We start from the raw sequence: 25,848 nt of genomic DNA, 5'->3' as shown, positions 1-25,848 counted from the left end.
ATGGGAAGATTATTTCTCATGCGTTTTTTATGTAGCTACAATTATTTTCTCCAATCACTATTACTTCAGGCAACCCTTCTTTACCTTCGGTCGTATATGCTGTATAAAGAATGACCGACAACATGCCCGGGTACAACTCCGCTGTTCTTCTTGAACTGCTCGACGGCTGTTTGCTCAAAGACCGTCGTAGTCAGGAATTGCTCTATCGGCAATTCTACGGCTACGCCATGGGAATCTGCCTACGCTATACCCGAAGTCGGGACGAGGCCAAAGAAATCCTGAACGACGGGTTTTTGAAAATATTTACCAAACTGGAAAGTTTTGACTCGGAACGCTCTTTCAAAGCCTGGATGAGCCGGATCATGATCAACACGGCGCTGGACCATTTCCGCCGCGAACAGAGGCAGCATCCACTGGGGCAGTCTCCACTGCGGCAGCATCAGGGGCACGAGGGCGTAGAGGCAGCCGAAAATGTTTCGGTGGACGAAACCGCCACAAGTCAGCTGTCACACGAGGAACTGATTGGTATGATCCAGCAATTGCCGCCTTCGTACCGCGTCACGTTCTGTATGGCGGTCATAGATGGCTACACCCACGAAGAAATAGCCGAACAACTGGGAATAACGGTGGGAGGTTCCAAATCAAACCTGTCACGCGCCCGCCAAAAACTAAAAGTAATGTTAGCCCAAAAAAACGCAGATGACTATGAACGAGTTACCAGATGACCGGCTGGATGAGCTCTTCAGGAAGTCTGCTGAAGAGCTGAAGCCCGCCTACGACCCCGCCGACTGGGACAGCCTGCGGGAACGGCTGGATGACTCTCCCGCCCCGACGGGCACGGGTCAGCTCAGGAAATGGTGGCTCGGAGGAGGCCTGTTGCTGCTGTTGCTCGCTGGCGGACTGGGTACTTACTACCGGAGCACAACTACTGACGCAGAAGAACAAAGGGCAGCAACCACGTCAGGAAAGCCGGTAGCGGAAGCAGCTCAGCCCCAAATGGATACTGATAAAAGTAGACAGGGACCGCAGCAAAGCATGATACCTGTGCGTACTGAAGGTCGGGTAGCAATTCCGGCTGCTTCGGCGGAACTGAAAGGACTAACTAGTACAGAAAATCAGGAGCAGAATGCTCAGAAGATACAGCCCCGGCGCCAGCCAGACGCAAGCGGAGTGCGGCTACAATCTACCCTTTCTGGTAGAGCGGAGGGCGACGGGGCATCCCATCAAAATAGGGATAAAGGTACCGCTCAGCAGCGTATACGTAGCAAGGGTGAGCTTTTATCGAATCAGGCCGAAAAAATCGCTGATGGTTTAGGGACTGTTGAAAGTGGAGGAGAAGGCCTTGCGGCCACAGCCAGTGAAACTACCTGGGAGAGTGTGCCGGAAGAAAACCAGGTGCAGCTAAATCGGGTAATGGAGGTAGCACCTTTACTACCCCGGCTGACCTACCAGACTAACCACCACTTCGCTGCGCCGGTGGTTAGCCCCGGGGTTCCCGGGCCAGTAGTTAAGTATCGCTCTCCCGCGGCCAAATGGGCGGTGCGGCTGGGGGTATCACCCGATATGAGTTCGGTTGGCTTAAGAGACTTTACTTCACCGGGTCTATCCAGACCGGGACCGTCAGCCTCGTTGCTGATAGACTACTCAGTAACCTCCCGGTTGTACCTGCAGACGGGTGTAATCAGGAGTCTGAAAACCTACCAGGCCTTACCCGGCCAGTATGAATGGCCCGCCTACTGGAATCAGTACGTTAAGCCCAGCAGTGTAGACGGCGACTGCCAGGTACTCGAGATTCCCCTGAACCTGCGCTATGATATAGAGCAGGGTACTCGTTCGACCTGGTTTGTGGGAACGGGGCTGTCGTCCTACCGCATGCAGAAAGAAATATACAAGTACCACTACGAGCGCCCTGATCCCAGCATAAAGCGCTGGCGCTGGGAAGGCCAAACGGGCTGGTACTGGCTGAGCCACCTCAACGCCTCTGTTGGCTATGAGTACCATCTTTCTGACCGGTTATCCCTGCTGGCTGAGCCCTACGTGCGGCTCCCGCTCCGGAAAATAGGCTACGGAAAAGTAAATCTGTTTACGACGGGCATGTGGGTATCGGTCAGGTACCGGCCGGTGAGGGGGAAGTAAAGCGGCGGCAAATGCCGTCCTGATTATTTAACAATAAAGTAAGATAAAGATGGAAATCAAACAAGAAAAAGAAACCTTGAAAAGAGGAGAATTCCTGCGCAGCCTGGGCTTGAGTACCTCAGCTCTGATGGCATTTTACTGCATGGGTACCCTGACCGCCTGTAGCTCCGGCGATGACGACCCCACCCCTACCGGAGGTAATAATAACGGTGGCACGGGGAACAACAGCGCCGGCCTGACTGGTAACGCTACGGGTGGTAACATCAACTTTACGCTGGACCTGACGAGTAGTAATTACAGCAAGCTCAAAACCGAAGGGCAGTTTGCTATAGTGGGCGATGTCATCGTAGCATTGGCTTCCGGCAACCGCTATGTAGCCCTATCCAAAGCCTGTACCCACCAAGGGACCACTGTTGAATACCGACTGGCACAAAATGACTTTTATTGTACCAACCACGGCTCAGCTTTTAATACCGATGGTACCGTAAAACAAAGCCCGGCTCCTTCGCCCCTAAGAGTTTATAAAAGCGAACTCAGCCAGAACGGTAATTCCCTACGAATTTTTGAATAATTTTTTATGCATGTACTGCGCATAGTACCCTTTTTGCTGATTCCCCTGCTGAGCGTTGCCCAGGACGACCTGCTGGGCGAACTGGAAAGTCAGGCCGGACCGCTGACCGTACCCGTAGAGGCTACCTTCAAGTCTACCCGGATTATCAACGGCCACTCGGTCGAAACCATGAAGCGAAACCACCTCGACTTCCGGATTTCGCACCGTTTCGGACGGCTGAACTCGGGTGCCTACGAGCTGTTTGGTCTGGACCAGGCTACGCTACGGCTGGGGTTTGAATACGGCCTCACGGACAACCTGATGGTGGGCGTTGGGCGCAGCTCGGAGCAGAAAGCCTATGACTTCTTTGCCAAGTACCGCGTTCTGCAGCAAACTACCGGCGCCCGTACCGTTCCGGTGTCGGTAACGCTGTTTGGCAGTACCGTAGTCCGGACCATCCGCTCGTTCATACCGGGCGAAGCGCAGCGTTCCTTTCAGGATAAGCTTTCCTATACCGGACAGGTACTTATAGCCCGAAAGTTCAGCGAGCGGCTTTCGCTGCAGTTGAGCCCTACCTACCTCTACCGCAACCAGCCCGAACTACCTGCCGACGACCGGCTCTTGCTGGCGGTGGGGATAGGTGGCAGGTACAAGCTCAGCAAACGGGTATCCCTCAACGGCGAATACTTCTGGACCGCTCGCGACGCCGGAAGTACTTCGCTCCCCTACTACAACTCCATGGCCGTAGGGGTAGACATCGAAACGGGCGGGCACGTTTTTCAGCTGCACTTTACCAATTCGCTGGGGATGATCGAGAAGCAGTTTATCGGCGAAACGCTGGGTACCTGGGGCAAAGGCGATATTCACTACGGATTTAATATTTCCCGGACTTTTAGTCTGGAAAAGAAAAGCAAACAAAACCCGGTCGGCTGGTAGCGGGCAAGGGAGTCAACTATGAATAAGTACTTATCAATATACCTGCTCTTGCTGGTACTGAGTTGGGGGCTTCCCCAGCCGGTACTGGCCCAGAGCAAGCTGTACGCAACCGCAGCCGGACAAACCAGTTTTTTCTCGGAAACTCCGGCGGAGAACATCAGCGCGGTGAATAAAAAAACGCAGGCTCTGCTCAATACCACCACCGGCGAGCTGGCCATCCGGATTACCATGCGTGACTTTGACTTTCCGAACAAGCTCATGCAGGAGCACTTCAACGAAAACTACGTGGAGTCGGATAAATATCCCACGGCCACATTCCGGGGCAAAGTAAACCAAACGATTGACTACAGCCAGAATGGTACCTATCCGGTAAGCGCTACGGGGCAGTTTACCGTCCACGACGTCAGCCAGAACCGTACCTTACAGGGGCAGCTTACCATCAAAGACAATACCCTAACCCTCAGCTCCGACTTCGACGTAGCGCTGACCGATCATAAAATAGATGTACCTAAAATCGTCTTCATGAAGATCGCCCAGGTTATTCAGGTAAAAGCCCGCTACCAGCTAACCCCCTACACCCGGCCCTGAAGAATTCGCAGATTTTATAAAATCATTCACTACCGATAAGTACTTTCCAGCGGCCAGGCTTCTACCTTCCGCACGGCCGTGCCCGCTATTTCTATGTCGGTACTTTCTGGCCGGGGAAATATCTGCGCTGTAATGGTTGCCGCGCCGTCGTTAGCAAATACTTCGACCGAGGAGCGGTCCAGGAACACGTGAAGCTTTATTTTACCGTCGGCGGCGGGGAGTGGCGCTGCGAAGCGAGCCGGGAAATCTTTATGAAACTGCACATGGCCCGAGCGGGTGCGGTCGAGGTACAGTTCGCGTTTGGCGGCGTCGTAGCCCAGCAGCGTCTCTTCGCCATCGCCCTTGCGTAGCTTTACTACAAAATCTTTGGGTTCGGCTTCTATTTTCAGTTCCAGGGTGGTGGTATTCAGGCCCGACAAGGCCCGGCTCAGGGAGGCGGCGGTCATGCCCTCAAGTACCAGCGGGGGCTGGCGTAGCTTCTGAAGCTCGGCTACGGGCTGCTGGCGCAGCTCGTAGGTATTCCCTTTTTTGGCCAGGCTCAGCTCGCGCGGCAGAGACATGGCCCCCTTCCACGGGCTTACCGGCAGGTCATTGGCGTACTGCCAGTTATTCATCCAGCCTACCGTTACGGGGCTGCTCAGGTGGTTGTAATGAATAGCGGCGTAGTAGTCCTTCCCGTAGTCAACGTAGCGAAGCTGCCGATCCTGCGGTTTAAAGCTTTTCCCGTCAAATTCTCCCACAAAGTACAGCATTCCCGAGCCACCCGCTACCGAGCCGTTGCCGATGGACTGCAGCAAGACCCACTTTTTCCCGGGGGTACCTTCCACGGGTACTTCCAGCAGCGAGGGGCACTCCCATATTCCCAGTTTATCGTTCAGTACCTGAAACTCCCCGGTTTTATTCCAGGCGGTCAGGTTTTTGGAATTATAAAAAAGTACCTTTTGTTCCTCAGGAATAACCACCGACATCACCCACTGACCCGAGGCAGCGTGCCAGAATACGTTGGGGTCACGGAAGTCTTTTTTCTCTAAATCAAGTACCGGATTTTTGTCGTATTTGGTCCAGGTGCGGCCGTTGTCGAGACTATAGGCAAGGTGCTGGCTCTGGCGGTTTTGCTGGTGGCCGGTATAAATGGCGACCATAGGTACCTGCCCGTTTTTGCCGAACCCGGTTGAGTTGGTGAAGTCCATGACCGCGCTACCCGAAAATATCATGATGCCGTTTTCTTCGGGAATAGCGGGCGGAAGTTCTTCCCACTGTACCAGGTCACGGCTGACGGCGTGGCCCCAGGTCATGTGCCCCCAGCGCTGCCCGAAGGGATTATACTGGTAAAAGAGGTGATACTCGCCCTGGTGGTAGAGCAATCCGTTGGGGTCGTTGATCCAGTTAACTCGGGGTGAAAAATGGTACTGAGGACGGTGGGGCTCGTTCAAAAGAGTGCTTTGAGCCTCCGCGCACAGCTGTAGCAGGAGCAGGAAAGCGATGAATGAAGCAGTGCGGCGCATGAGTAGTCAGTTAGCCTGTATTTAGTAAGAATAGTCATTTTCAGACAACAAAGTAGCTCCTTTTTCTCTTAATGCAACATTCCCAGCCACCTATATATGGACATTCTACAGGAACTTAGTCAAAATGAAAACCTCGAGTCGGTACCCCAGCCGCAACTACAGTGGCTGGCCGAACAAGGCCGGTTAATACACATAGAGGAGGGCGAGTACCAATTTAAAAAAGGCGACCCGATAGACAACCTGTACATTGTCATGGAAGGCATGCTGCGCCTGTACGCCGTACAAAACGGGGAGCAACGAAGCCTGGAAGATCAGGGAAAAGGCTACGTAGGAGGCCTGCTTCCGTATTCCCGCCTTAAAAATGCCGCTGGCAACGCTATGGCGGTAGAGCCTACTACCCTGCTGCTGTTGCACCGGGAAAAGTTCCGGGAGATGATCGAGCACCAGGATGAACTCGTGGAAGTACTGGTACATTTAATGCTGAACCGGGTCCGGAATTTTACAAAGTCGCAGCAGCAAAACGAAAAGATGATTTCGTTGGGAAAACTCTCGGCCGGACTTGCCCACGAGCTGAATAACCCGGCTTCGGCGGTGGTACGAAGCGCTACTACCCTGAAACAGCACCTGAGTACGGTACCCGAAAAATTCAAAGAGGTTATTTCTCTGCGCATGGCCCCCGGGCAGGTAGACCAGGTAAGTACCATCCTGTTTGAAAAACTGACCGCGGGCGCACCAAGCCAGCTGACGCTCATGCAAAAATCAAATCAGGAAGAGGACCTGTCTGACTGGCTGGAAGAGCACGAAGTGTCGAACGGGTATGAACTGGCCGAAAATCTGGTAGAGTACCGCTTTACAGTTCAGGACCTGGAACGAATTAAGGAGTGCTTGTCGGGCCAAAGCCTGGAGCCGGTCCTGAACTGGGTCGATAACGTACTTACTACCGAGCGATTAGTGACCGAAATAACGGAAGCCTCCCAACGAATAGGTGATCTGGTAAAGTCCGTTAAAGACTATTCGCACATGGACGGTGGAGCCGACAAGAAAAAAATATCGTTGCGGGAAGGACTACAAAGTACCCTCCGTATATTGCAGCATAAGCTCAAAAGCAAGAATATTTCGGTACAGCTAAACCTGCCCGACCACCTGCCCGACATCTGCGTACGCCCCGGCGATATGAATCAGGTCTGGACCAACCTGATCGACAATGCCATTGATGCCTCACCGGACGGAGGTGAAATAACTATTGAAGCCGTACACGACCGGGAGTTTGTCATTACCAAAATCATTGACCGGGGCAGTGGTATCCCTGATGATATCAAAGGGCAGGTATTCGATCCTTTTTTTACTACTAAAGACATAGGCAAAGGTACCGGACTGGGCCTGGAAATAGTACAAAACATAGTGGAACTACAGCACAAAGGTCAGGTAAAAGTACAGTCCGAACCCGGCCTGACCGAGTTTAGCGTATGCCTGCCCATTGAGTAAACTTTTCATTCTACCCATTACTACTACTTTTAGTTATTCATGAAGAAACCCATTATCCTGGCGGTAGATGACGATATGCAGGTACTGAAGGCGCTGGCCCGGGACCTTAAAGGCCGCTATCAGAAAGAATATAAAGTTATGAATACCAGTTCAGCCCATGAAGCCCTGGAAACGCTGAAGGAGCTGAAACAAAAAAATGAAACCGTAGCCCTCTATATATCCGACCAGCGAATGCCCGAAATGCTGGGCGTTGAGTACCTGACCGAAGCCAAAAAGTACTATCCCGAAGCCAAGCGGGTATTGCTGACGGCCTATTCGGATACCGATGCCGCCATTAAGGCCATCAATGACGTGCGGCTGGACCACTACCTGATGAAACCCTGGGACCCCCCCGAAGAAAAGATTTATCCGGTACTGGACGGCCTGCTGGACGACTGGAACGTCTCTTATATACCTGACTTTGAAGGCATGAAAGTGGTGGGGTATCAGTTTTCCCCCAAGTCGCACGAAGTAAAGGATTACCTGTCGGGTAACCTGCGTCCCTACCAGTGGCTCGACCTTGAAACCAGCGACAAAGCCAAAGAACTCGTAGAATCGCACAGTCTGAAAGAGAAAGATGCGCCCTTTGTATTTATGGAAGATGGTACTTACCTGGTGCAGCCGGACAGCCGGCAACTGGCCGAAAAACTGGGCCTGAATCTGGAAGCATCCAGCGAACAACTATACGACGTGGTCATTATAGGAGCCGGACCGGCCGGGTTGTCAGCGGCGGTGTACGGGGGGTCCGAAGGACTCAAGACGCTACTCATCGAAAAGCGGGCACCCGGCGGACAGGCGGGTACCAGTTCCCGCATTGAGAACTACCTGGGCTTTCCGTCGGGCCTGAGCGGAGCCGAGCTTTCCAACCGGGCTATTACCCAGGCGAGGCGTTTTGGCGTAGAATTTCTTTCGCCCGAAGAGGTAGTTGATATTCAGGTAAAAGATAACTACAAGTTACTGACACTAAAGAGCGGAGGTCAGGTCAATACCAAGAGCCTGGTTATCACCACCGGTGTCAACTACCGGAGGCTTGAAACCCAGGGTGTGGACCAGTTTACGGGAGCCGGGGTGTACTACGGAGCGGCTACCACCGAAGCGCATGGCTGCAGCGACCGCGAAGTTTTTGTGGTGGGCGGGGGCAACTCCGCCGGGCAGGGCGCCATGTACCTTTCGCAGTTTGCCCGCCGGGTGTACATAGTTATTCGTAAGCCCGACCTTTCGTCGACTATGTCGCAGTACCTCATTGACCAGATCAACGCTACGCCCAACATTAAAATCCTAGCGGATTCGGAAATAGTAGAAGCCCGGGGTAGTGAGCATCTGGAAGAACTGCTGATTCAGGATATCAATACCCAGGAAACCCGTACCTTCCAGGCCAATGCACTCTTTATCTTTATCGGGGCCAAACCCTATACCGACTGGATCACCAACGATCTCCAGAAAGACAAGCGCGGTTTTATTATTACCGGACGGGACCTGGTGCTGCATCCGGATTTTAAGCGGATATGGAAAAAAAAGCGGGAGCCCTTCCCCCTCGAAACCTGTGTGCCGGGTATTTTCTCGGCGGGAGACGTCCGGGCCGACGCCATGAACCGCGTAGCCTCGGCCGTAGGGGAAGGCGCTATGGCCATAAGCTTCGTCCATAAGTACTTATCCGAAATATAACCCCAACTCTATCCCGAATGACATGATTATTTACGAATCAAACAAGAACTTCCTCCGCGACATTACCCACCTCACCCGTAGCTGGACCATGCAAAAGATACTCCGGTCGGCGCTGGGGGTGGGAGCCATTACGGCGGGGCTTACCGTAGCTTTCGAGGAAATATGGCCCATGGAGGTCAATGTCCCTTCCAGTATTTTTTCGCTGCTGGGTATTGTACTGAGCGTCCTGCTGGTGTTCCGAACCAACACCGCCTACGACCGCTGGTGGGAAGGGCGCAAGCAGTGGGGCGCGTTGGTGAACAACTGCCGTAATCTGGCCGTGTCGGTACATAGTACTTTCCCGAAAGAAGATACCCAGGGCCGTTTTGAAATAGCGGTCCTGGTTTCTAACTTTTGCATTGCCCTCAAGGAACACCTCCGGGCAGGTACCCGGGTAGAAGAGCTGATTTTTATTAGCCCCGACGAAGCCGGGAAATACAAGGAGCGGGCACACGTACCCAACTACCTGGTTACGCAAATTCACCAGAAAATACAGGGCTACTACCGGGCAGAGGCTATTTCAGGTACCGACCTGCGCAATATGAAGCCGCACCTGCAGGCCCTGCTGGACATTGCCGGTGCCTGTGAGCGTATCAAAAAAACCCCCATTCCCTTTTCGTACAGCGTGTACATCAAGCTGCTGATCCTGGGTTACTCCCTGATGCTCCCCTTCGGCCTTATCCGGGACTTCGGGTACTTCACTATTCCGCTGGTGACGTTTATCTTCTTTACTTTTATTGGTATTGAAATGATGGCCGCCGAAATCGAAGAGCCTTTCGGCCTGGACTGTAACGACCTGCCCACCGGCGACATAGCCCATACCATCAAAACCAATGTTTTTGAAATTCTGGAAGTAACGCACGTACACCTGCCCGAGCGGGAGGAAAAACTGTATCAGAAGGTTTTCTGAGGCATCATCCTGCTGCTGTACCTTTTGCCCTGCTCCTGCATAAACAACCGGATCGTAGCGGCAAACCAGGCACCGCTCTCCTGAAAGGGACAGTGGCCGCCTTCGTAGAGAACAGTACGCACGTTGGGAAAGCGGAACGAAGTGTAGTGTTCAGGCCCCACGGCATGGTCCTTCTGACCAGCCATAACGAGTACAGGTACTTTAATGTGGGCCGTAAGGGGCGTAAAGTCCTGCTGGTACTCGGTGTAGCCCCATACCTTGTTGCCGTAGTCGTAGTTAAAGGCGCGGCCAATGCTAAGCGTTATCGAGTCACTTACCACCTTGGCTTCCGGCGTGGCAAACATCAGCTTGTACCAGACGCCCTTTTCATTGAGCTGTTCGTGTACTTTTCCCAGGCGCTCCATGGGGTTAATGGCCGGGTCGGTGTAGGCCTTATCGGTAAGGCCAAGTTCATTAATGCCGAAGCTGATGTGGCTGTTGATGGAATAAGGCAGATTGAGGGTACAGTTGACGTAAATAGCCGAACTGACAAAGCGGGAGTAGTGGTCGAGGTAATTGGTCATCAGGATACCGGCAAACGAATGCCCCATAACCGACCAACGCGGGTAACCCAGGTACCGGCGTAGTTCTTCGAGGTCTTTCTCAAGGCGGGCTATGGAGTAGTTGCCGTTGCGGGCGCTCTCTGATCGCCCGGACCCCCGCTGGTCGAAGTAGATCATCTGCAGGAATTGCTCCACCTGGCTTCCCTCCGACTTTTCGAAGTAGTTGCTGGTTGAGCCGGGGCCACCGTGTATAAAAACACAGGGACTCCCCTGCCCGGTAACCCGCACGTATAGTTTGACACTATCGGACGTGGTGAAGTAAAATTCGCGTTCTGCGGTAGCACGTGCGAAAGCCTGGGTGGAATAGGCAAGCATAACCAAAACGAAAATACCGATAATTTTTTTCATAGCTGTTTCCTGAGTGTTTAGGACTCAAAGATGACAGCCTCTTCGAATATAGAAAAAAACAGCTTACCCAAATGGAAAAATCAGCTGATGAAAGTACGTAGAGGAGCGACGAAAAAATCAGGAGTTGGTACAGGGTTGCCTGATACAGAAAACCCCTGCCCTAGGCCGAATGATGAAACAGCAGAAACAGGAATAAGTAAATCCAGAGTACATCTACAAAGTGCCAGTACGTAGTAATGAGCTTCATCTTGAGACGATTGGGCGGATTGACACTATATACGAAAGCATCAATGTAGGTCATATTCTTTAAAGAATCCCAGAACGCGAATCCCAGAAAAGCTAATCCCCCGATAATATGCGCTATGTGCAGCCCCGACAGCAGGTATACAAAAGCCCCGGGTGCGCTATCCTGCATGCCTATGCCCTGGTCCAGCATCTGAATCCATCCCCATAGCTGCATAAATACAAACATAACCCCCAGGGTTAACGTTGCCCCCAGGCAGGAGCGGTATATCGGAAAACGTTCGCGCAGAAACGCCCGGTGCGCTTCGTGCATGGTTACACTACTCAACAATATTACAAAGGTACTGATCCAGAAGATACCCGGCAGTGAAACCTGTTGCCAGTCGGGCCCTACTTTGCGTATGATATAAATGGCCAGCAAGGTTGTAAAAATCAGCACGCTTCCTCCTATACCCAGCCACAGCATGAATTGTAGTGGTTCGCGTCGCTTGGTAAATGGATTCTCCGGGCTTCGGGTGGTCGGTTTTATTGGCATGATTCGTAAAAGCTTTCGTTGGTCGGCATACAGTTAAAAAGAGAAAATAAAATTATCTAATATAAAAAAGCATGCCCGCAGGACTCAGATTAGAACAATTCAACACATTTTCTTCCTACTCGCAGAATCAGGAGAGTTCTCCTTGCCAAACGGCGTAGGGGCTGAAATTGTTCGAACCCTCAGGTTCATTCTCAAAAATTCCATAGACTGTGGAACCTGAACCACTCATACTGGCATATAATGCCCCCAACTCGTACAATTTATCTTTTATAGCCGACAACTGCGGGTATCCTGGGAACAAAGAGGCTTCAAAATCATTAACAACTGTAGTACGCCACCCGGCTATAGGTAGTTGCAGAAGCTCACGCAAATCTGTAGCCGGTCGGGCCGGACGCACCCGGGCGTAAGCCTCGGCCGTAGCTATGTGCAGCCCCGGATTAACCAGCACAATCCATTTACCGGTAAGGCGGAGGGGTATTTCCTCAAACTGATCACCTTTACCGTAGCAGTAGGTAGGTTTATTTTCAATAAAAAAAGCGCAATCGCTGCCCAGAGTACGGGCGTAGTCCTGCTGCCGGAGCGTGGTAAGCTGTAACCCGAAAAGCTCATTCAGCGCCCTGATGGTAAAAGCAGCATCGGCCGAACCGCCCCCCAACCCGGCCCCGATCGGAATGGCTTTCAGCAGATGAATCTCCACCGGAGGCAGGGAATAATCACGGGCCAGCAGCTCATAGGCTTTCACACATAGGTTAGTAGACACTTCTGACGCAGTTCCTCCGGGAGGAGCGCCTCCCGGAGGAACGCTTCCCGGAGGAGCGCCTCCCGGAATCGTTAAACCGGAGGACTGGAACGAAAAACGTTCAGCGGGGCGAATTTCAAGCGCATCCGCCCAGCCCACGGGATAAAAGCACGATTCAAGGTTATGAAACCCGTCGGGGCGCTTTTCAGTAATGCGGAGGCCAAGGTTAATTTTGGCGCTAGGGAAAACTACCATTCATCAGAGCAAGTCAGTACAGGGGCAAATATCGTAAAATCTACGAAAGCCCTTTCCAGGAAGGAAAAGGGCTTTCGCAGGTTGACACAAAAAAAAATGGAGTAATTCGTAAACTAATTTTTTACCCAGACACCTACATGTTCAAACGAATCCCACTAGTAATGCTACATCATGTTATTAGGTGCTATCTCTCGAATTCAAACTTTTTGGTATTATAAATTCTCTTTTTCAGGTACTTATCTGTTTGAAAGGTAAGCTCTACTCTTTCATTATCAATAAAGACAGCCTCTTTTCTCCAGTATAACGATGAAGTTGACTTACTATAATCATTCAGAGGAAAAGGGCTGATTTCTTCAAGTTTGTAGGTGCTCTTTGCATCTCCTTTTTGATTATAAATCACAAATACATTCACACCGTATCCAATCGAATACCAATTATCAAAAGTTGCAACCGACGAACCATTATTAGCGATTATTGCATGAACAGGGCAAGAATAGTTCAGCATACTTCGCTTCCATATCAAGACACTTTCTGATCCACTTACATCATACAGCTCTCCAATACAAGGAATCAGAATTGTGTCCTGTGCTGAAATATTGCGCATAAATTTATCCGTTTTACGCAGAATCTTGTTCGTTTGTGGATGTCTGTTACTTTTAAAGTATTCCCATTGATAATACTTCTCAGGAACGATTTGAGGCGTTATGACTAATTTATATTTCAGATTTTCTGAGTAATACATTTTTACTCCTGGCGGCTGCCAAATATCAGCCCTAGCTTTGATCGAACCTAAAGTCCCCCAAAGTAAAATGAAATAATATAGATACCTATAGGACTTATAAGCCATATCTATATAGTCTAACCTCTTTAAAATAAATGCTAGTTACGATTTCTTTAATTTGAACGTATATATAGTCCAGATCATCCGCCATGCCTCGAACCTGATCGGTCAATTCGTCCATTATATAAAGTAATGGACTATTTTATGAACAGTACCTTGAACTCCGTGCGGCGGTTGCGCTGGTGCTCCTCTTCGGTACAAAGCACGCCATCCCTGCACTGATTGATAAGGCTGGTTTCGCCGTAACCTTTGGCAGCCATGCGGTTGCGGGCTATACCTTTTGAAGCCAGGTAGTTTAGAACAGCCTTGGCGCGACGCTCAGACAGGTACTGATTAAACTGCGCAGTACCCTGGCTGTCCGTATGGGAGCCAATTTCGAAGCGCAGCGATGGGTACTTGCGCATGGTAGCTACCATTTTGTCCAGCTCCCGGGCGGCGTCGGTACGTATGTCCCACTTACCCGAGTCGTAGTAGATGTTGTCCAGCGTTACTACGTCACCCACTTTCAGCATTTTCAGATCCGCCGATACCAGCTTAGGCTCCGACTTGGCGGGTATCTTTTTAATAGCGTTGGTATTGGTACCGTAGGTAGATTTGGAGGCTATCAGTTGGTAGTCGCAGCCTTCGCGCAGCTCAAACTCAAAGCGTCCGTCGGGACCCGTTACGGTTTGTTTTACCGAATTGTCACACTTATTTCTAAGTACAATTTTTACGCCTTCAATGGGCTTTTTATCGGATTCGCCGGTTACGGTGCCGCGCAACGTTGAAATAACGAGCTTATCCCGCCCCTGTCCGCCCGATATACTGGCGGGCAGGGCATCTTCCGGCTCCGTTTCAAACTTCAGCAGGGAGTACTCCAGCCGGGTCGATTTCTCGTCGGTAAAGCCCGAGGTAGTAAAGCCAACGGTACCCGCCAGGTACCCTTCGTGCGATACCTCAAAAATAAAGTCATTATTAGCTTCCAGGCAAATGTTTACCTCTCCGTTGGCATTGGTATATAGTTCCTGCTGGTCACGGCCTTCGCCCCGCGCCTTTACAATAACCAGCGCACTGTCCAGAGGAGCCGAAGTACTTTCATCAAAGACCCGCAACGTCAGATTACGGCAGCCAGAGAGGGAGCTTTCACGGATAAAGCGAAAAATATCGTCGTCGCCGCGCAGCCGGTTACTGCTGAAGTAGCCCGTGCTGCGGTTGCCATCGGTAATAAGCCCAAAATCGTCGGCGGCGGAGTTGATGGGGGCATCCAGATGGGCCACCTGCCCTACCACGGCCCCGTTAAGCATAGGAACCGTATAAATATCCAGACCGCCTAACCCGGCGGCCTGGCCGCTGGAAGCAAAATAAAGATTCCCATTCTCATCCACAAAAGGAAACATTTCATCCTTGGTGGTATTGATCTGAGGTCCCAGATTCCGGGGTGCCGACCAGCGTTCATTCTCCCGGCGCGACAGGTAAATATCGGTACCTCCCTGCCCTCCGGGCCGGTCCGACACGAAGTAGAGCAGCTTGCCGTCGCGGCTCAGGGCCGGGTGCCCGGTTGAGTACTCATCGCTGTTGAACGGGAGTTCCTGTACATTGGACCAGCCGCTGTCGGTCAGTTCAGCCGAGTATAGCTTAAGCTTGGTTACGTTGTCGCTGCTTCGCCCCGAGCGGCCTTCGGTATAGTTATTTCGGGTAAAGATAATCTGACTGCCATCCGCCGAAAAAGTGACCGGTCCCTCGTGGTAGCGGGTACTGAGCTCCTTACTGAAGATCTGGGCGCTACCTCCGGCGGCGGTTGTTGCGCTCTTCAACCCCAGCCCTTCCGAAAAACCGATGGGAGCGTAGGTACCTATGGTTGGAGAGTCGTTGGAAGTGGAGCGGGTATAGGTATCCCGGCCCAGTTTACGACCTCCGGTGCTGGATGGGGCAAGTCCGGTACTCAGGGAAATTTCTTTACCATCAGCCCCAAAAAAGCTAATGGGCCGGGCGTCGGCCCGGTTGGGCAGGTAGTAGAGGTCCAGGTACCCTTTATTGGCCGAATTAGCCCCGCCCGCGCCTTTACCGGCTACGTACACCAGCCCTTCCCTGAAAAAGGCCGGACTAAACTCCGAGCCGGTCGAGTTGATATTCAGGTTTTCGACCCGGTAGGTTGCTTTACCTGCGTTACCCACCGCCCTGGTTCCGGCGTTATTACTCCCCTGGGGCGTAGCGTTTTTCAGCTCCTGGTAGCGGGCATACATGCGTTGCGCCTCGTCAAGTTTACCGTTATAACCCAGCGCCTGGGCGTAGTAAAGGTAAGCCATCTGGTACTGAGGCGTAGGCTCGCCCAATTCCAGAAACTGCCGGTATACGGTTTCAGCCTTGGGCGACTCCCCAAGTTCTTTGTAAGCATAGCCCAGGTTATATAGTACATCTTTACGTCCCTCAACCGTGAGCGAATCCTGACGCAGTAGCGCTACGTAACCCTCAATGGCCCGTGCGTACGACTGGGTATAAAAATAGCGATCGGCCTGCTGTCTCAGGGTATCAACCTGCGCGTGTACTCCCAAGCCCCACAACAGCATACAAACCAGCAGCAACCCCCGCAGGGGCCCCTTCAGGCAATGATATGCATAGCAAAATAGAGGCATATAATAATTAGGTGTCGAATATCTTGCGTTGAACTTTTAAGAGCTGAGCTTAGGAATACTCCTCCGTCAGTGGTGGCCCTCCGGGCCTTTTGTTGTAGCTACCCTGCCCACAGGTGGGTCTCCATCGCTACTTCCTTTCAACGATACGCATAACCGGTTCGGTACATTCCTGCTGGTAAAACAGCTCGTGCCCTTACTGCTGTACAGTAAATAAACATCCGGTAAAAAAGGGCTTTGTAAAGGCAGGGCTGGTAGCATCAATCCTAATAGGCCAGCGGGAGCATTGAAAGCAGCAATCAGGTAAAATAGTGTATGTGCCAATGGTAAATATTTATTTAATGTTACGTCCGGGTTCTGCTGCTCGCTGGTACCAGGTCCCTCGCCCTTTCTTTATACTATTCCGCCCGAACGAAATTCATGCCAACGCCTTTGGGGCAAATTTGCCACAGAAATAATCCTACACTAAATAAGATTATTTATAAAAATCAAGATGGAAGTTTGGGTAAAGGTAGTGAAGCGCGGGATAAAAGGGCGTCTGCACAAACCATGCCACCTTGTTGCCCAAATAGGGTTCAGAGTAGGGCCTACTACCATAGTGGCTACTACCATAGTGGCTACGGTATTTCAGGAGCAAGCAGAAAGACGACGTATGGAGCAGGGAGTACCTTTACCGTCCCTAAAACTACTCCCCGCGACAACCAGACCTCCGGACTCCCGCGTACAGATTGCTCCCTGAGCGGGCATTTCAGTACCAGGGCGCGTGGCAATCTGCTACCGGATCAGGCACTACCAACGCCACTCCTGACCAAGTACCAGCTCCTGCTTGAGGCCCTGCGCTATGAGGTAGTCGCGGGTTTGTTGGGTAGTGAGACGCTTAGCGGGCAGTGTATTAGCACTGGCCAGGGTATACAGGTACATAGAGGCAATACGGACGGTATTCTCCAGCTCCTGCTTATCGACCAGGTCAAAGCTGTCACAGTCGGCATGGTAACATTGCAGCGCCGAAGGCGACAGACTACCCGAAAGTCCGGCTACCGGAATGCCGTCGAGCATGAAAGGCTGGTGATCGCTGTGTAGTCCGGCGCGGTTGAGGTACTGGTTGGGGTAGGTTTCGTCTACCTTCCTAATAGCGGTACCTACCCGCTGAAAAAACTCACTCATGTCATCCCGGCCAAAGGCGTTAATGCCTTTGGGGTTGTTGGTCATATCCAGGTTCATCATGTAGCGTACTTTGGCTGCTTCGCCGGTACGGTTCAGCTCACGCACAAAATGCTTGGAACCCAGCAGGCCCTGCTCCTCCCCCATAAACATAACAAACTGAATGGTACGATCGGGCTTTATTCTGAGCGCTTTAAAGGTACGGGCAATGTCCAGCACGGCAAAAGAACCGATGCCGTTATCAATCGCTCCCGTAGCCAGGTCCCAGGAGTCGAGGTGACCGCCAATGATTACCTTTTCGCTGGACTTGCCTTTGAGCGTAGCGACCACATTGCGGGCTCTGATGGTTCGGGAGAAGTTGCGCATATCAATGTGGGCCTGTAGGGGGCCTTCCTCCTTGAGCCAGGACCGGAGTTCACGGCCGCTGTCATTGGAAATAGACACCGCCGGTATGGGTATGAGGTCGCCCGTTACGGAAGCGGTACCCGTCAGCAGAATCCGGCCCGGTGCCTGATTCACCATAATGATACCCGAAGCACCGTACCTGATAGCCAGGGCGGTTTTTTCGGAACGGTGCAGGTTTTTCTTATCCGGTGCTCCTACCAGCCCAATATTGGCCAAGGCGACCTTTCCCTTTACTTTGTCTTTCAAAACTTCAAAATCCTCTTCCAGTCCGTTTCCCACGTCCACAATATCAGCATGCAGGCTGGCTTCAACGGGCGAATGAGCCAGCGCCACTACGGCCACGTCCCGGAAGTTGTCGCTGCTCTTGGGTACTATGCTAAGCGTAACGGTATCGCGCATCCAGGATACCACCTCGAACGGCTGGTACTTCACGTCACTAAAACCGTAGCTTTTGAGGAGTTTGTAGGCGTACTCTTCGGCGTTGCGTCCATTGCTGCTCCCCGTCAGCCGATGCCCGATTTGCTGCGTAGCTTCGCCCAGGGTCTGGTAGGCCCGGCTGTTTTTTCTAACTTCCGTATCGATCCGGCTAAAGGCTTTTTCCCATTCGCTTTCTTCGGTGCGGAATCCGGCTAACACAACACAAAGGCCGCCCACTACGGCAACCAATATTCTTTTTTTCATGATTAGTAAATCAATCAATTTCAAACGGTAACTTACTAGAATATAGATTTTTGTATAAACAAAGATACACCGCTTAGAGTGCCTGAAGTAACGAGGTGCCGGGCCGGAAAGTACAATTAAGAAACTAAATTAGGCAAGAATTTTATTTAATTGTATACTCTTAAAAATCAAAACCGACAGAAACCCGGAAAAGTTATACGATGAATTATTTTAACACCAGCCCCCTACCTCCACAACCAGCTAAAATAGAAAAGGTTATGACCCTGCATGGCGACGCACGCACGGATGCCTACTACTGGCTGCGCGAACGGGAAAACCTGGATGTGGTAACCCACCTGGAAGCCGAAAACCAGTATACAGAACAGGTACTGGCGCCCCTCAAAGGTTTTCGGGAAGCCCTGTTTCAGGAAATGAAAGCCCGGATAAAGGAAAAAGACGAGTCAGTTCCCTACAAAGACGGCAACTACTGGTACTATTCCCGGTTTGAAGAAGGGGCCGAGTACCCGTTTTATTGCCGGAAGTTCCAGACCATGGAAGCCACCGAAGAACTCATGCTGGACCTGAACCAGCAAGCCGCGGGGCAGGGGTACTATCAGGCTACATTTCCCGAAATAAGCGACGATGAAACCATCGCGGCCATTGGAGAAGATACCGTCAGCCGCCGACTTTATACCCTGCGCTTCCGCAACCTGACTACCGGCGAGTGGTACGCTGACGTTATTCCCAACACCGAAGGCGGTAATTACGCCTGGGCTGCTGATAACAAGACTCTTTTTTACATTCGGAAAGATGTAGATACGCTACTGGGGTACCAGGTATGGCGGCACGTGCTGGGTACCGACGTACGGGACGACGTACTATTGTACGAAGAAGCCGACGACCAGTACTACCTGGGGCTGTACCGTATGAAGTCCAAAAAGTACGTAGCGCTGGTGGCCGACCATAATGGGGTAGCCACCGAGTACCACCTGCTGCCCGCCGCCATACCGGCGGGTACCTTCCGGGTTGCCATACCCCGGCAGCGCGGGCACGAGTACTCCCTGGAGCATTATGAAAATACATTCTACGTGGTCACGAACCATAACGGGGCCGAAAACTTCAAGCTGGTAAAAGCGCCGGAAGATAACGTACAGGATACCGGACAGTGGCAGGAGGTACTCTCCCACCGGCCCGACGTGTACCTGGAAGGCATTGAGGTATTTGCAAAGTACCTGGTGGTGCAGGAGCGGAAGGAAGGCCTGCTGCACATCCGTATCATGGACCAGCAGTCGGGCGGAGAGCACTACCTGAATTTCGGCGAACCGGCCTATACCGCCTACCTGAGCGCCAACCCCGACTTCCAGACCTCGGTACTGCGTTATGGGTATACGTCCCTCACGACGCCCAACTCTACCTACGACTACGACATGGAGAACCGCACCCGAACCCTGCTCAAAGAGCAGGAGGTAGTAGGTGACTTTGACAAGAATAATTATGTGACCGAGCGCCAGTACGCCCCCGCCCGTGACGGTGCCCGGGTACCTGTTTCGCTGGTGTACCGAAAAGACTTCGTACGTAATGGGCAGGGACCGTTGCTCCAGTACGCCTACGGTTCCTACGGCGCTTCTATGGACCCCATGTTCAGCTCGGCGAGGCTGAGCCTGCTCGACCGGGGCTTTGCCTACGCCATCTGCCACATCCGGGGCGGACAGGAAATGGGCCGGGCCTGGTACGAAGGGGGCCGCCTGCTGCGCAAGATGAATACCTTCCACGACTTTATTGACTGCTCAAAGTACCTGATCAGCGAGGGCTGGACCTCGCCTGATGGGTTGTTTGCCATGGGCGGCAGCGCCGGAGGCTTGTTGATGGGCGCGGTGGCCAACCTGGCTCCGGAACTGTATAAAGGTATGGTCGCGCAGGTACCCTTTGTAGACGTAGTCACTACCATGCTTGACGAAACCATTCCGCTCACGACCGGCGAATATGAAGAGTGGGGCAATCCCAATGAAAAGCCCTTTTACGACATCATGAAGTCGTACTCGCCCTACGACAATGTCAGGCCGCAGGTGTACCCGCACCTGCTTGTTACCACTGGCTTCCACGACTCGCAGGTACAGTACTGGGAACCGGCCAAGTGGGTAGCGAGGCTGCGGGAACTAAAAACGGACAATAACCTGATTCTGCTGCACTGCGACATGGAAACCGGCCACGGCGGTGCCTCGGGCCGTTTCAAGCGCCTGCACGATATAGCGCTGGACTATGCGTTTGTGCTGGGGCTGGCGGAGAAGGTAGGGTAAACGCCTTGTACGGGCAGAATGCCTTTAAGCATAAGCCGTTCCGACTGCGAAACATAAGTTAAAAAGCATTGTTAAATGGCAGGTGTTGTGTAGCGCCTGCCATTTAATTTATCCGGTACTTATTAAAATGAAAACTTTTCACTGCGGCTGCGGCAATAAACTATTCTTTGAAAATTCGCTGTGCCTCTCCTGTAAGCGGGAGGTAGGCTGGTGCCCGGTTTGTCAGGGAATGCACGCCATGGAGCCCGATGAAGGCAGCGGTTACCGGTGTACCAATCCGGACTGCCGCTCCAGTCTGGTAAAATGCTATAACTATGCTACCCATTATGTCTGCAACCGGATGGTCGAAAACACCGGTCAGCAACCGTCGCAACTGCCCTTGTGTGATTACTGCCACCTCACCGAAACCATACCCGACCTGTCGGTAGAGGGCAATCTGGCCAAATGGTACATGCTGGAAGTTGCCAAAAGGCGCCTGCTGTATCTGCTTGACCTGATAGGCTTGCCCTACAGCTCCAGAAACGAGCAGCTGGAGCTGCCCCTTTCGTTCGACTTCAAACAAGACATCGAGCCCACCCGGTTGGGGTGGCTTACCATTGGGAAAGGCGAAAAAGTATATACCGGGCATGCCAATGGGAAAATCACCATCAATATTCAGGAAGCAGACCCGGTAGAGCGCGAAAAACTGCGTGTGGCCTTTGGCGAAACCCAGCGGACGCTCATCGGACATTTCCGGCACGAAGTGGGCCACTACTACTGGCAGTTGCTGGTACAGGGGAAAGATGAAAAAGCGTATAAGGCCGTCTTTGGCGACCACAAATCACCCACCTACAGCGAAGCCCTGGACCACTACTATAAAAACGGCCCTAAGCCCAACTGGCAGGAGAGCTACATCAGCGCCTATGCCACCATGCACTCCTGGGAAGACTTTGCCGAAACCTGGAACACCTACCTGGATATGATCGCGGTACTGGATACGGCCGATAATACCGAACTGCTGGAAATGCCCGGTGAAGACCTGCAGGATATACAGCTTGAGCAATTGCTGAGCCGCTACGTAGATTTAAGTATCCGGGTAAATGAAGTTAACCGGGCCCTGGGGCTCCCCGATCTGCTCCCCGAAGTATTTACCAGGCCGGTAGTAGATAAGCTACGGTACATTCACCGGTTAATCAAAAGAAGTCGAAGCAAACCCTGATGGTTTACGTTTGGCCGGAGACTGTGCCGCAGGAATAACCGGATGTTTTTAATTGGTTTTGGGACGCTTATCCTTTACTCCTGGAATGAAATGATAAATTTTGTCCCTTCGTTGATGGTACTTTCTACGCTGATTTGGCCGGCCAAGCTGGTTACGTGATTGAACACCAAGTAAAGGCCAATGCCTTTGCTGTCGGTGTGGTTGTGAAACTTTTGGTGCAATCCAAAAATCCGGTCCTTTACTTTCTGCATATCAAACCCCATTCCATTATCTGCGACTACCAGCCGGTTTATCCCGTTTATTTTTTCAGAGAAAATCGAAATTACGGGCAGGCAATCGGGACGCGCGTACTTTATGGAATTAGTTAAAAGATTCAGGAACACACTTTCCATGTATACCTTATTAAACTTTACTTTGTCCAGCCTCGAAAAGTCGGCCTGGACGGTAACTCCGGCGGTTTGGATTAAAAAAGAAATGGAAAGAAGTACATTATTCAAACTTTCCTGTAAGTCTACTTCTTCAATAGCGGCGTGCAGGCGCTCATTTTGGCTTAGTACATCCACGTAGTTATTCAGGGTATCTTTCAGTTCCTCGCCGGTTATTTTTAAAATACCTATTAATTGAATCGTTTCGGGATCGCTGATTCGGGAATTATCAATCAAACTTAAAATAGACAGCAAATTACTGACCGGCGACCTCAAGTCGTGGGAGGTAGTATAGGTTAACTGCTTCAGATCTTTATTAATCTTGGTAAGATCCGCCAGCAGGGTATTCCTTTCTTCTTCCAGTCTTTTTTTGTGGGTAATATTTTTGGCAATGGCAAAAATCAACTGGTCGCTTTCTACCGGGAGTGACGTCCATGACAGCCACAGAATATTTCCCTGCTTGGTTACGTACCGGTTCTCAAAATTTAAAAGGGGTTTGGAGCGGGTAAGCTCTTTCCGGAACCTGGAGGTAATCTCTTTGTCTTCCTCATAAACAAAATCATTGATCGGCCGGGCGTACAATTCCTCCATGGTGTAGCCCAGCAGGTTTGACACGGCAGGATTTATCCGTTTAAAGTACCCATCGTATCCGGCAATACATAGCAAATCTGGTGATGAATCAAAGAAAAGCTCAAACTTGAAATCACTACTGTTCATGGATGTAGAGGTAGGATAGGTTCGCGTTCTCAGTTTGTATAATCAGTTACTACTCAAAATTATACTACTGCGATTCATTTTCAAGGTACTACGATGATAATACGAAACTTTTTAAAAGTAGGAGAGCGAGCCGACGAGGCCCCCGGAGAATTATTACTATTTGCTGCCCCAGCCACTAAAAAAGGGCCCTTGGGGCCCTTCCGGTTTTATAACCTTATAAAATAGGTACGGTATTCAAATCAATTGGTGTATTGAACAAAACCGCCGTCCAGATTATTAACTACATTCTTTAGTACATCTACCAGTTTTGTAAACCTGCCGGGCTTAACAATACAACCGGTTGAGCCCAATTGCCTGGCTTCTGTCAGATCCGAAGCTGTCAGTGAGCCGGAGTACATAAAAGTCGGTACATCTTTCAGATGTCCAATCGTTTTTATCTCTTTCAGTACCTCTTTCCCATTCATCCGGGGCATTTTCAGGTCAATAAAGATAAACAACGGTTTTAGGTCCGGTTCATTCCTTACCTTTTCCAGGGCTTTGGTACTACTACTGATAGCAATACATTCCAGCTTTGGATTTACCTGAGACAAGGCAAAGGTGAAGAGGTTATGCTCATCCACATCATCATCAATTAGCAGGCAGGAGGGGTGCATTGGCAGCTAGCTTTTGGTTTTCTGCCGCAAGTTACGAAATCTTTAGCTGCTGATCTTCAAACGAGTATATATTTATTAGCCTCTTTTTCGGGAGGCCCTCCCCAGGGCGTTTCAGTAAGCCGCCAGGCGAGCGGGCGCAGGGCTTTGACTGCTGTAATCAATGCTGGAAGGTACGGCATAGTCAACCGTAGCGGGCATCGCGAAATGATGCTTCAAACTCTCGTGCTTTTTGAGTACCTCTATCTCGGAAATACGAATGGGTTTGCTAAGAAAAGCTACGATACTTGAATAAGCCGAAGCCCTCCGCTGTTGCTGTGGAAATACCGCCGCCGAAAGCAAACAAATACTGGTTTGGGGAAACAAAAACTCAAAACGCCTACTGTAGTCTTCCAGGAAGTCCCAACCGTCCATAACGGGCATAGTAAGATCCAGAAAAATCAAATCCGGAGCAGGGCCTTCGCCATGGCTAACCAATTTCTCAAAATACATGATTCCCTCTTTACCATTCGTTAAGGTAGTTACCTGATCAGCAAATCGATGTTTGGTTACTGATAGTTTTATAAGTAAACCGGTTATGTTATCGTCGTCAATTACAAGTAAATTCTTGACCATCTGGTAGGGGTGGGTTTAGGGTTGCTGATAATCCTGACTTGTTGGGGTTGTCACTTTTTAGGTTGACAATTATCAGGCCAGAAAATAAACTTCTATTGCTTCCAAAAAGCGAACCTTTTATCCTAATTTGCATTAAGCCCCCCTTGCTTCGTACCTTTGCTCTCCATATTCCTGTAACCTCTACTACTATGTACTTTATTGGGTTTGACGTAGGTAGCTCGTCCGTAAAAGCCTGCCTTCTTGATGCCGACACGGGACAAACCGTAGCCTCGGCCTTTTTCCCTGATTCAGAAATGGCTCTGTCGTCACCCAAACCGGGTTTTGCCGAACAGCAGCCCGAGCAATGGTGGCAGAACGCCTGCCTGGCGTCACAGGCGGTAATGCAGAAAGCCCTCATACCGGCCGACGAGGTAAAAGCCATTGGTATTTCCTACCAGATGCACGGCCTGGTGGTAGTAGACAAAGATATGAACGTACTACGCCCTTCCATTATCTGGTGTGACAGCCGCGCGGTAAGTATTGGGAACAAGGCACTGCGGGAACTGGGCGCGGACGTCGTACTACCCCACCTGCTCAACTCCCCCGGCAACTTCACTGCCTCCAAGCTGGCCTGGGTCAAGGAAAACGAACCGGAAATATTCGCCAAAGTACATAAGTTCATGCTCCCCGGCGACTACCTCGCCGCCCGCATGACGGGCGAGGTAGTTACGACGCCTTCGGGCTTGTCGGAGGGGGTACTCTGGGACTTCATGGATGAGCAGCCCGCCGGTTTCCTGCTGGACTACTTTGGTTTTGATGCCGATATGATACCCACCGTAGTACCTACCTTCAGTAATCAGGGAGAACTTACCGCCGAAGCCGCCGAAGCGCTGGGGCTGGCAGCGGGTACCCCTATTACCTACCGGGCGGGCGACCAACCCAACAATGCCTTCTCGCTCAATGTACTTGAACCGGGTGAAGTAGCCGCTACGGCCGGTACCTCGGGCGTTGTGTACGGGGTAAGCGACCAGTCAAAGTTTGATTCCAGGTCAAGGGTAAATACCTTTCTGCACGTCAACCACGCCTTGGGTAACCCGCGCTACGGAGTACTGCTGTGCGTGAATGGTACCGGTATCCTCAACAGCTGGCTGCGAAATACCCTGCTACAAGGTACTATCTCGTACCCCAAAATGAATGAACTGGCCGCGCAGGCGCCCATCGGTTCCGACGGACTGGTGTGCCTGCCCTTTGGCAACGGAGCCGAGCGGGAACTGGAAAACCAGGACCTGGGCGCGGCCTTCCGGGGGCTGCAGTTCAACCGCCACGGCATGAACCACTGGATCCGGGCTTCGCAGGAAGGTATCGTGTTTGCGCTGTACTACGGCATGCAGGTTATGGAAACGCTGGGCGTGTCGCTGAAGCGGGTACGGGCCGGCGAGGCCAATATGTTCCTGAGTCCTGTTTTCCGGGAAACTTTTGCTAACGTGTCGGGGGCAACTATTGAACTATACAATACCGACGGAGCCCAGGGTGCTGCCCGGGCGGCGGGGCTGGGTTCGGGTTACTACAAGAGCCGTGAAGACGCCTTCACCGGCCTCACCGCCGTCCAGACTATTGAACCGGACGCGGTCCGGCAGCAGGCCACGCAGGAAGCCTATGCCCGCTGGACCGAAGCGCTACATGCTTCTTAAACTCTGCTAAACAGGATTCTTAAGG

The 25,848-nt window shown here is 51.6% G+C and carries 22 protein-coding genes; 12 read left to right on the top strand and 10 right to left on the bottom strand.

Going from position 1 to position 25,848, the window contains the following annotated elements; all coding sequences use genetic code 11:
- The first annotated feature begins 110 nt into the window (after positions 1-110).
- Genes VGN67_RS22255 through VGN67_RS22235 form a run of 5 tightly spaced genes read left to right on the top strand, consistent with a single transcriptional unit; the run spans position 111 to position 4,210 of the window.
- Positions 111-725 carry an RNA polymerase sigma factor gene (locus VGN67_RS22255; protein ID WP_327489315.1) on the top strand — a complete coding sequence of 205 codons (615 nt, stop codon included), beginning with the start codon at positions 111-113 and terminating at the stop codon, positions 723-725.
- Positions 706-2,136 (top strand): hypothetical protein, encoded by a 1,431-nt coding sequence (locus tag VGN67_RS22250; RefSeq protein WP_327489313.1) that lies wholly within the window; start codon positions 706-708, stop codon positions 2,134-2,136. Before VGN67_RS22255 ends, VGN67_RS22250 begins: the two co-directional genes overlap by 20 nt.
- Positions 2,137-2,185: 49 nt before the next feature.
- Positions 2,186-2,707 (top strand): Rieske (2Fe-2S) protein, encoded by a 522-nt coding sequence (locus VGN67_RS22245; protein WP_327489311.1) that lies wholly within the window; start codon positions 2,186-2,188, stop codon positions 2,705-2,707.
- Between the two features lie 6 nt (positions 2,708-2,713).
- Positions 2,714-3,622, top strand: a complete 909-nt coding sequence (locus VGN67_RS22240) for a DUF5777 family beta-barrel protein (protein ID WP_327489309.1) — start codon at positions 2,714-2,716, stop codon at positions 3,620-3,622.
- A gap of 18 nt (positions 3,623-3,640) precedes the next feature.
- A complete protein-coding gene (locus tag VGN67_RS22235) occupies positions 3,641-4,210 on the top strand; it encodes a YceI family protein (RefSeq protein ID WP_327489307.1) in 570 nt (189 codons plus the stop codon).
- A 29-nt stretch (positions 4,211-4,239) separates the two neighbouring features.
- Here the strand turns inward: VGN67_RS22235 and VGN67_RS22230 are convergent, their stop codons facing one another.
- On the bottom strand, positions 4,240-5,715 hold the full coding sequence (locus VGN67_RS22230) for a glycoside hydrolase family 32 protein (protein WP_327489305.1): 1,476 nt from the start codon (positions 5,713-5,715) through the stop codon (positions 4,240-4,242).
- Between the two features lie 96 nt (positions 5,716-5,811).
- Here VGN67_RS22230 and VGN67_RS22225 point away from each other — a divergent pair, with 96 nt between their 5' ends.
- Genes VGN67_RS22225 through VGN67_RS22215 form a run of 3 tightly spaced genes read left to right on the top strand, consistent with a single transcriptional unit; the run spans position 5,812 to position 9,853 of the window.
- Positions 5,812-7,200, top strand: coding sequence for an ATP-binding protein (locus tag VGN67_RS22225; RefSeq protein ID WP_327489302.1), 1,389 nt, complete (start codon positions 5,812-5,814; stop codon positions 7,198-7,200).
- Positions 7,201-7,239: 39 nt separating this feature from the next.
- Positions 7,240-8,904 (top strand): FAD-dependent oxidoreductase, encoded by a 1,665-nt coding sequence (locus tag VGN67_RS22220; protein WP_327489300.1) that lies wholly within the window; start codon positions 7,240-7,242, stop codon positions 8,902-8,904.
- Positions 8,905-8,926: 22 nt separating this feature from the next.
- On the top strand, positions 8,927-9,853 hold the full coding sequence (locus VGN67_RS22215; protein ID WP_327489297.1) for a bestrophin family protein: 927 nt from the start codon (positions 8,927-8,929) through the stop codon (positions 9,851-9,853).
- Here the strand turns inward: VGN67_RS22215 and VGN67_RS22210 are convergent.
- The 5 genes from VGN67_RS22210 to VGN67_RS22190 all read right to left on the bottom strand — a co-directional run bounded on the left by VGN67_RS22210 (position 9,838) and on the right by VGN67_RS22190 (position 16,028).
- On the bottom strand, positions 9,838-10,803 hold the full coding sequence (locus tag VGN67_RS22210) for an alpha/beta hydrolase (protein ID WP_327489295.1): 966 nt from the start codon (positions 10,801-10,803) through the stop codon (positions 9,838-9,840). The genes VGN67_RS22215 and VGN67_RS22210 overlap by 16 nt on opposite strands.
- Positions 10,804-10,963: 160 nt before the next feature.
- Entirely contained in the window at positions 10,964-11,581 is a 618-nt protein-coding gene (locus VGN67_RS22205) for a cytochrome c oxidase subunit 3 (RefSeq protein ID WP_327489293.1), read from the bottom strand.
- A gap of 127 nt (positions 11,582-11,708) precedes the next feature.
- Positions 11,709-12,575 carry a 4-(cytidine 5'-diphospho)-2-C-methyl-D-erythritol kinase gene (locus VGN67_RS22200; protein WP_327489291.1) on the bottom strand — a complete coding sequence of 289 codons (867 nt, stop codon included), beginning with the start codon at positions 12,573-12,575 and terminating at the stop codon, positions 11,709-11,711.
- 184 nt (positions 12,576-12,759) lie between these two features.
- Complete coding sequence (locus VGN67_RS22195) at positions 12,760-13,422, bottom strand: hypothetical protein (protein ID WP_327489289.1); 663 nt, start codon at positions 13,420-13,422, stop codon at positions 12,760-12,762.
- Positions 13,423-13,553: 131 nt separating this feature from the next.
- Positions 13,554-16,028: a carboxypeptidase regulatory-like domain-containing protein gene (locus VGN67_RS22190; protein ID WP_327489287.1), complete on the bottom strand. Its 2,475-nt coding sequence runs from the start codon at positions 16,026-16,028 to the stop codon at positions 13,554-13,556.
- A 490-nt stretch (positions 16,029-16,518) separates the two neighbouring features.
- Between VGN67_RS22190 and VGN67_RS22185 the strand changes: the two genes are divergently transcribed.
- The gene (locus tag VGN67_RS22185; protein WP_327489285.1) at positions 16,519-16,764 is read left to right on the top strand and encodes a hypothetical protein; all 246 of its coding nucleotides are present in this window, start codon (positions 16,519-16,521) and stop codon (positions 16,762-16,764) included.
- Between the two features lie 50 nt (positions 16,765-16,814).
- Here VGN67_RS22185 and VGN67_RS22180 read toward each other — a convergent pair whose 3' ends face one another.
- Positions 16,815-18,272 carry a M28 family peptidase gene (locus VGN67_RS22180; protein ID WP_327489283.1) on the bottom strand — a complete coding sequence of 486 codons (1,458 nt, stop codon included), beginning with the start codon at positions 18,270-18,272 and terminating at the stop codon, positions 16,815-16,817.
- Between the two features lie 200 nt (positions 18,273-18,472).
- Here VGN67_RS22180 and VGN67_RS22175 point away from each other — a divergent pair, with 200 nt between their 5' ends.
- Both VGN67_RS22175 and VGN67_RS22170 read left to right on the top strand, forming a co-directional pair.
- On the top strand, positions 18,473-20,548 hold the full coding sequence (locus VGN67_RS22175) for a S9 family peptidase (protein WP_327489281.1): 2,076 nt from the start codon (positions 18,473-18,475) through the stop codon (positions 20,546-20,548).
- Positions 20,549-20,675: 127 nt separating this feature from the next.
- The gene (locus VGN67_RS22170; protein WP_327489279.1) at positions 20,676-21,746 is read left to right on the top strand and encodes a zinc-binding metallopeptidase family protein; all 1,071 of its coding nucleotides are present in this window, start codon (positions 20,676-20,678) and stop codon (positions 21,744-21,746) included.
- A 74-nt stretch (positions 21,747-21,820) separates the two neighbouring features.
- Here VGN67_RS22170 and VGN67_RS22165 read toward each other — a convergent pair whose 3' ends face one another.
- From VGN67_RS22165 to VGN67_RS22155, 3 genes are all read right to left on the bottom strand, one after another.
- Positions 21,821-22,888 carry a PAS domain-containing sensor histidine kinase gene (locus VGN67_RS22165; RefSeq protein ID WP_327489276.1) on the bottom strand — a complete coding sequence of 356 codons (1,068 nt, stop codon included), beginning with the start codon at positions 22,886-22,888 and terminating at the stop codon, positions 21,821-21,823.
- Between the two features lie 239 nt (positions 22,889-23,127).
- The gene (locus VGN67_RS22160) at positions 23,128-23,541 is read right to left on the bottom strand and encodes a response regulator (protein WP_327489274.1); all 414 of its coding nucleotides are present in this window, start codon (positions 23,539-23,541) and stop codon (positions 23,128-23,130) included.
- A 111-nt stretch (positions 23,542-23,652) separates the two neighbouring features.
- A complete protein-coding gene (locus VGN67_RS22155; RefSeq protein ID WP_327489271.1) occupies positions 23,653-24,153 on the bottom strand; it encodes a response regulator in 501 nt (166 codons plus the stop codon).
- Positions 24,154-24,341: 188 nt separating this feature from the next.
- Here VGN67_RS22155 and VGN67_RS22150 point away from each other — a divergent pair, with 188 nt between their 5' ends.
- Positions 24,342-25,823 (top strand): xylulokinase, encoded by a 1,482-nt coding sequence (locus VGN67_RS22150; RefSeq protein WP_327489268.1) that lies wholly within the window; start codon positions 24,342-24,344, stop codon positions 25,821-25,823.
- Positions 25,824-25,848 lie beyond the last annotated feature (25 nt).

The organism is Telluribacter sp. (assembly GCF_035998675.1).
In the GTDB taxonomy this organism is placed as follows: Bacteria; Bacteroidota; Bacteroidia; order Cytophagales; family Spirosomataceae; genus Telluribacter.
Note: the sequence above shows the minus strand (reverse complement) of the source record. Positions and strands in the feature narration are given on the sequence as shown.

Bases quoted from the DNA above. Each gene is read 5' to 3' on its own strand.
- VGN67_RS22200 (WP_327489291.1), bottom strand. From the start codon at position 12,575: ATGGTAGTTTTCCCTAGCGCCAAAATTAACCTTGGCCTCCGCATTACT.
- VGN67_RS22180 (WP_327489283.1), bottom strand. From the start codon at position 18,272: ATGAAAAAAAGAATATTGGTTGCCGTAGTGGGCGGCCTTTGTGTTGTG.
- VGN67_RS22170 (WP_327489279.1), top strand. From the start codon at position 20,676: ATGAAAACTTTTCACTGCGGCTGCGGCAATAAACTATTCTTTGAAAAT.
- VGN67_RS22205 (WP_327489293.1), bottom strand. From the start codon at position 11,581: ATGCCAATAAAACCGACCACCCGAAGCCCGGAGAATCCATTTACCAAG.
- VGN67_RS22255 (WP_327489315.1), top strand. From the start codon at position 111: ATGACCGACAACATGCCCGGGTACAACTCCGCTGTTCTTCTTGAACTG.
- VGN67_RS22150 (WP_327489268.1), top strand. From the start codon at position 24,342: ATGTACTTTATTGGGTTTGACGTAGGTAGCTCGTCCGTAAAAGCCTGC.
- VGN67_RS22195 (WP_327489289.1), bottom strand. From the start codon at position 13,422: ATGGCTTATAAGTCCTATAGGTATCTATATTATTTCATTTTACTTTGG.
- VGN67_RS22245 (WP_327489311.1), top strand. From the start codon at position 2,186: ATGGAAATCAAACAAGAAAAAGAAACCTTGAAAAGAGGAGAATTCCTG.
- VGN67_RS22160 (WP_327489274.1), bottom strand. From the start codon at position 23,541: ATGCACCCCTCCTGCCTGCTAATTGATGATGATGTGGATGAGCATAAC.
- VGN67_RS22175 (WP_327489281.1), top strand. From the start codon at position 18,473: ATGAATTATTTTAACACCAGCCCCCTACCTCCACAACCAGCTAAAATA.
- VGN67_RS22225 (WP_327489302.1), top strand. From the start codon at position 5,812: ATGGACATTCTACAGGAACTTAGTCAAAATGAAAACCTCGAGTCGGTA.
- VGN67_RS22190 (WP_327489287.1), bottom strand. From the start codon at position 16,028: ATGCCTCTATTTTGCTATGCATATCATTGCCTGAAGGGGCCCCTGCGG.
- VGN67_RS22240 (WP_327489309.1), top strand. From the start codon at position 2,714: ATGCATGTACTGCGCATAGTACCCTTTTTGCTGATTCCCCTGCTGAGC.
- VGN67_RS22230 (WP_327489305.1), bottom strand. From the start codon at position 5,715: ATGCGCCGCACTGCTTCATTCATCGCTTTCCTGCTCCTGCTACAGCTG.
- VGN67_RS22185 (WP_327489285.1), top strand. From the start codon at position 16,519: ATGGAAGTTTGGGTAAAGGTAGTGAAGCGCGGGATAAAAGGGCGTCTG.
- VGN67_RS22165 (WP_327489276.1), bottom strand. From the start codon at position 22,888: ATGAACAGTAGTGATTTCAAGTTTGAGCTTTTCTTTGATTCATCACCA.
- VGN67_RS22235 (WP_327489307.1), top strand. From the start codon at position 3,641: ATGAATAAGTACTTATCAATATACCTGCTCTTGCTGGTACTGAGTTGG.
- VGN67_RS22210 (WP_327489295.1), bottom strand. From the start codon at position 10,803: ATGAAAAAAATTATCGGTATTTTCGTTTTGGTTATGCTTGCCTATTCC.
- VGN67_RS22220 (WP_327489300.1), top strand. From the start codon at position 7,240: ATGAAGAAACCCATTATCCTGGCGGTAGATGACGATATGCAGGTACTG.
- VGN67_RS22215 (WP_327489297.1), top strand. From the start codon at position 8,927: ATGATTATTTACGAATCAAACAAGAACTTCCTCCGCGACATTACCCAC.
- VGN67_RS22250 (WP_327489313.1), top strand. From the start codon at position 706: ATGAACGAGTTACCAGATGACCGGCTGGATGAGCTCTTCAGGAAGTCT.
- VGN67_RS22155 (WP_327489271.1), bottom strand. From the start codon at position 24,153: ATGGTCAAGAATTTACTTGTAATTGACGACGATAACATAACCGGTTTA.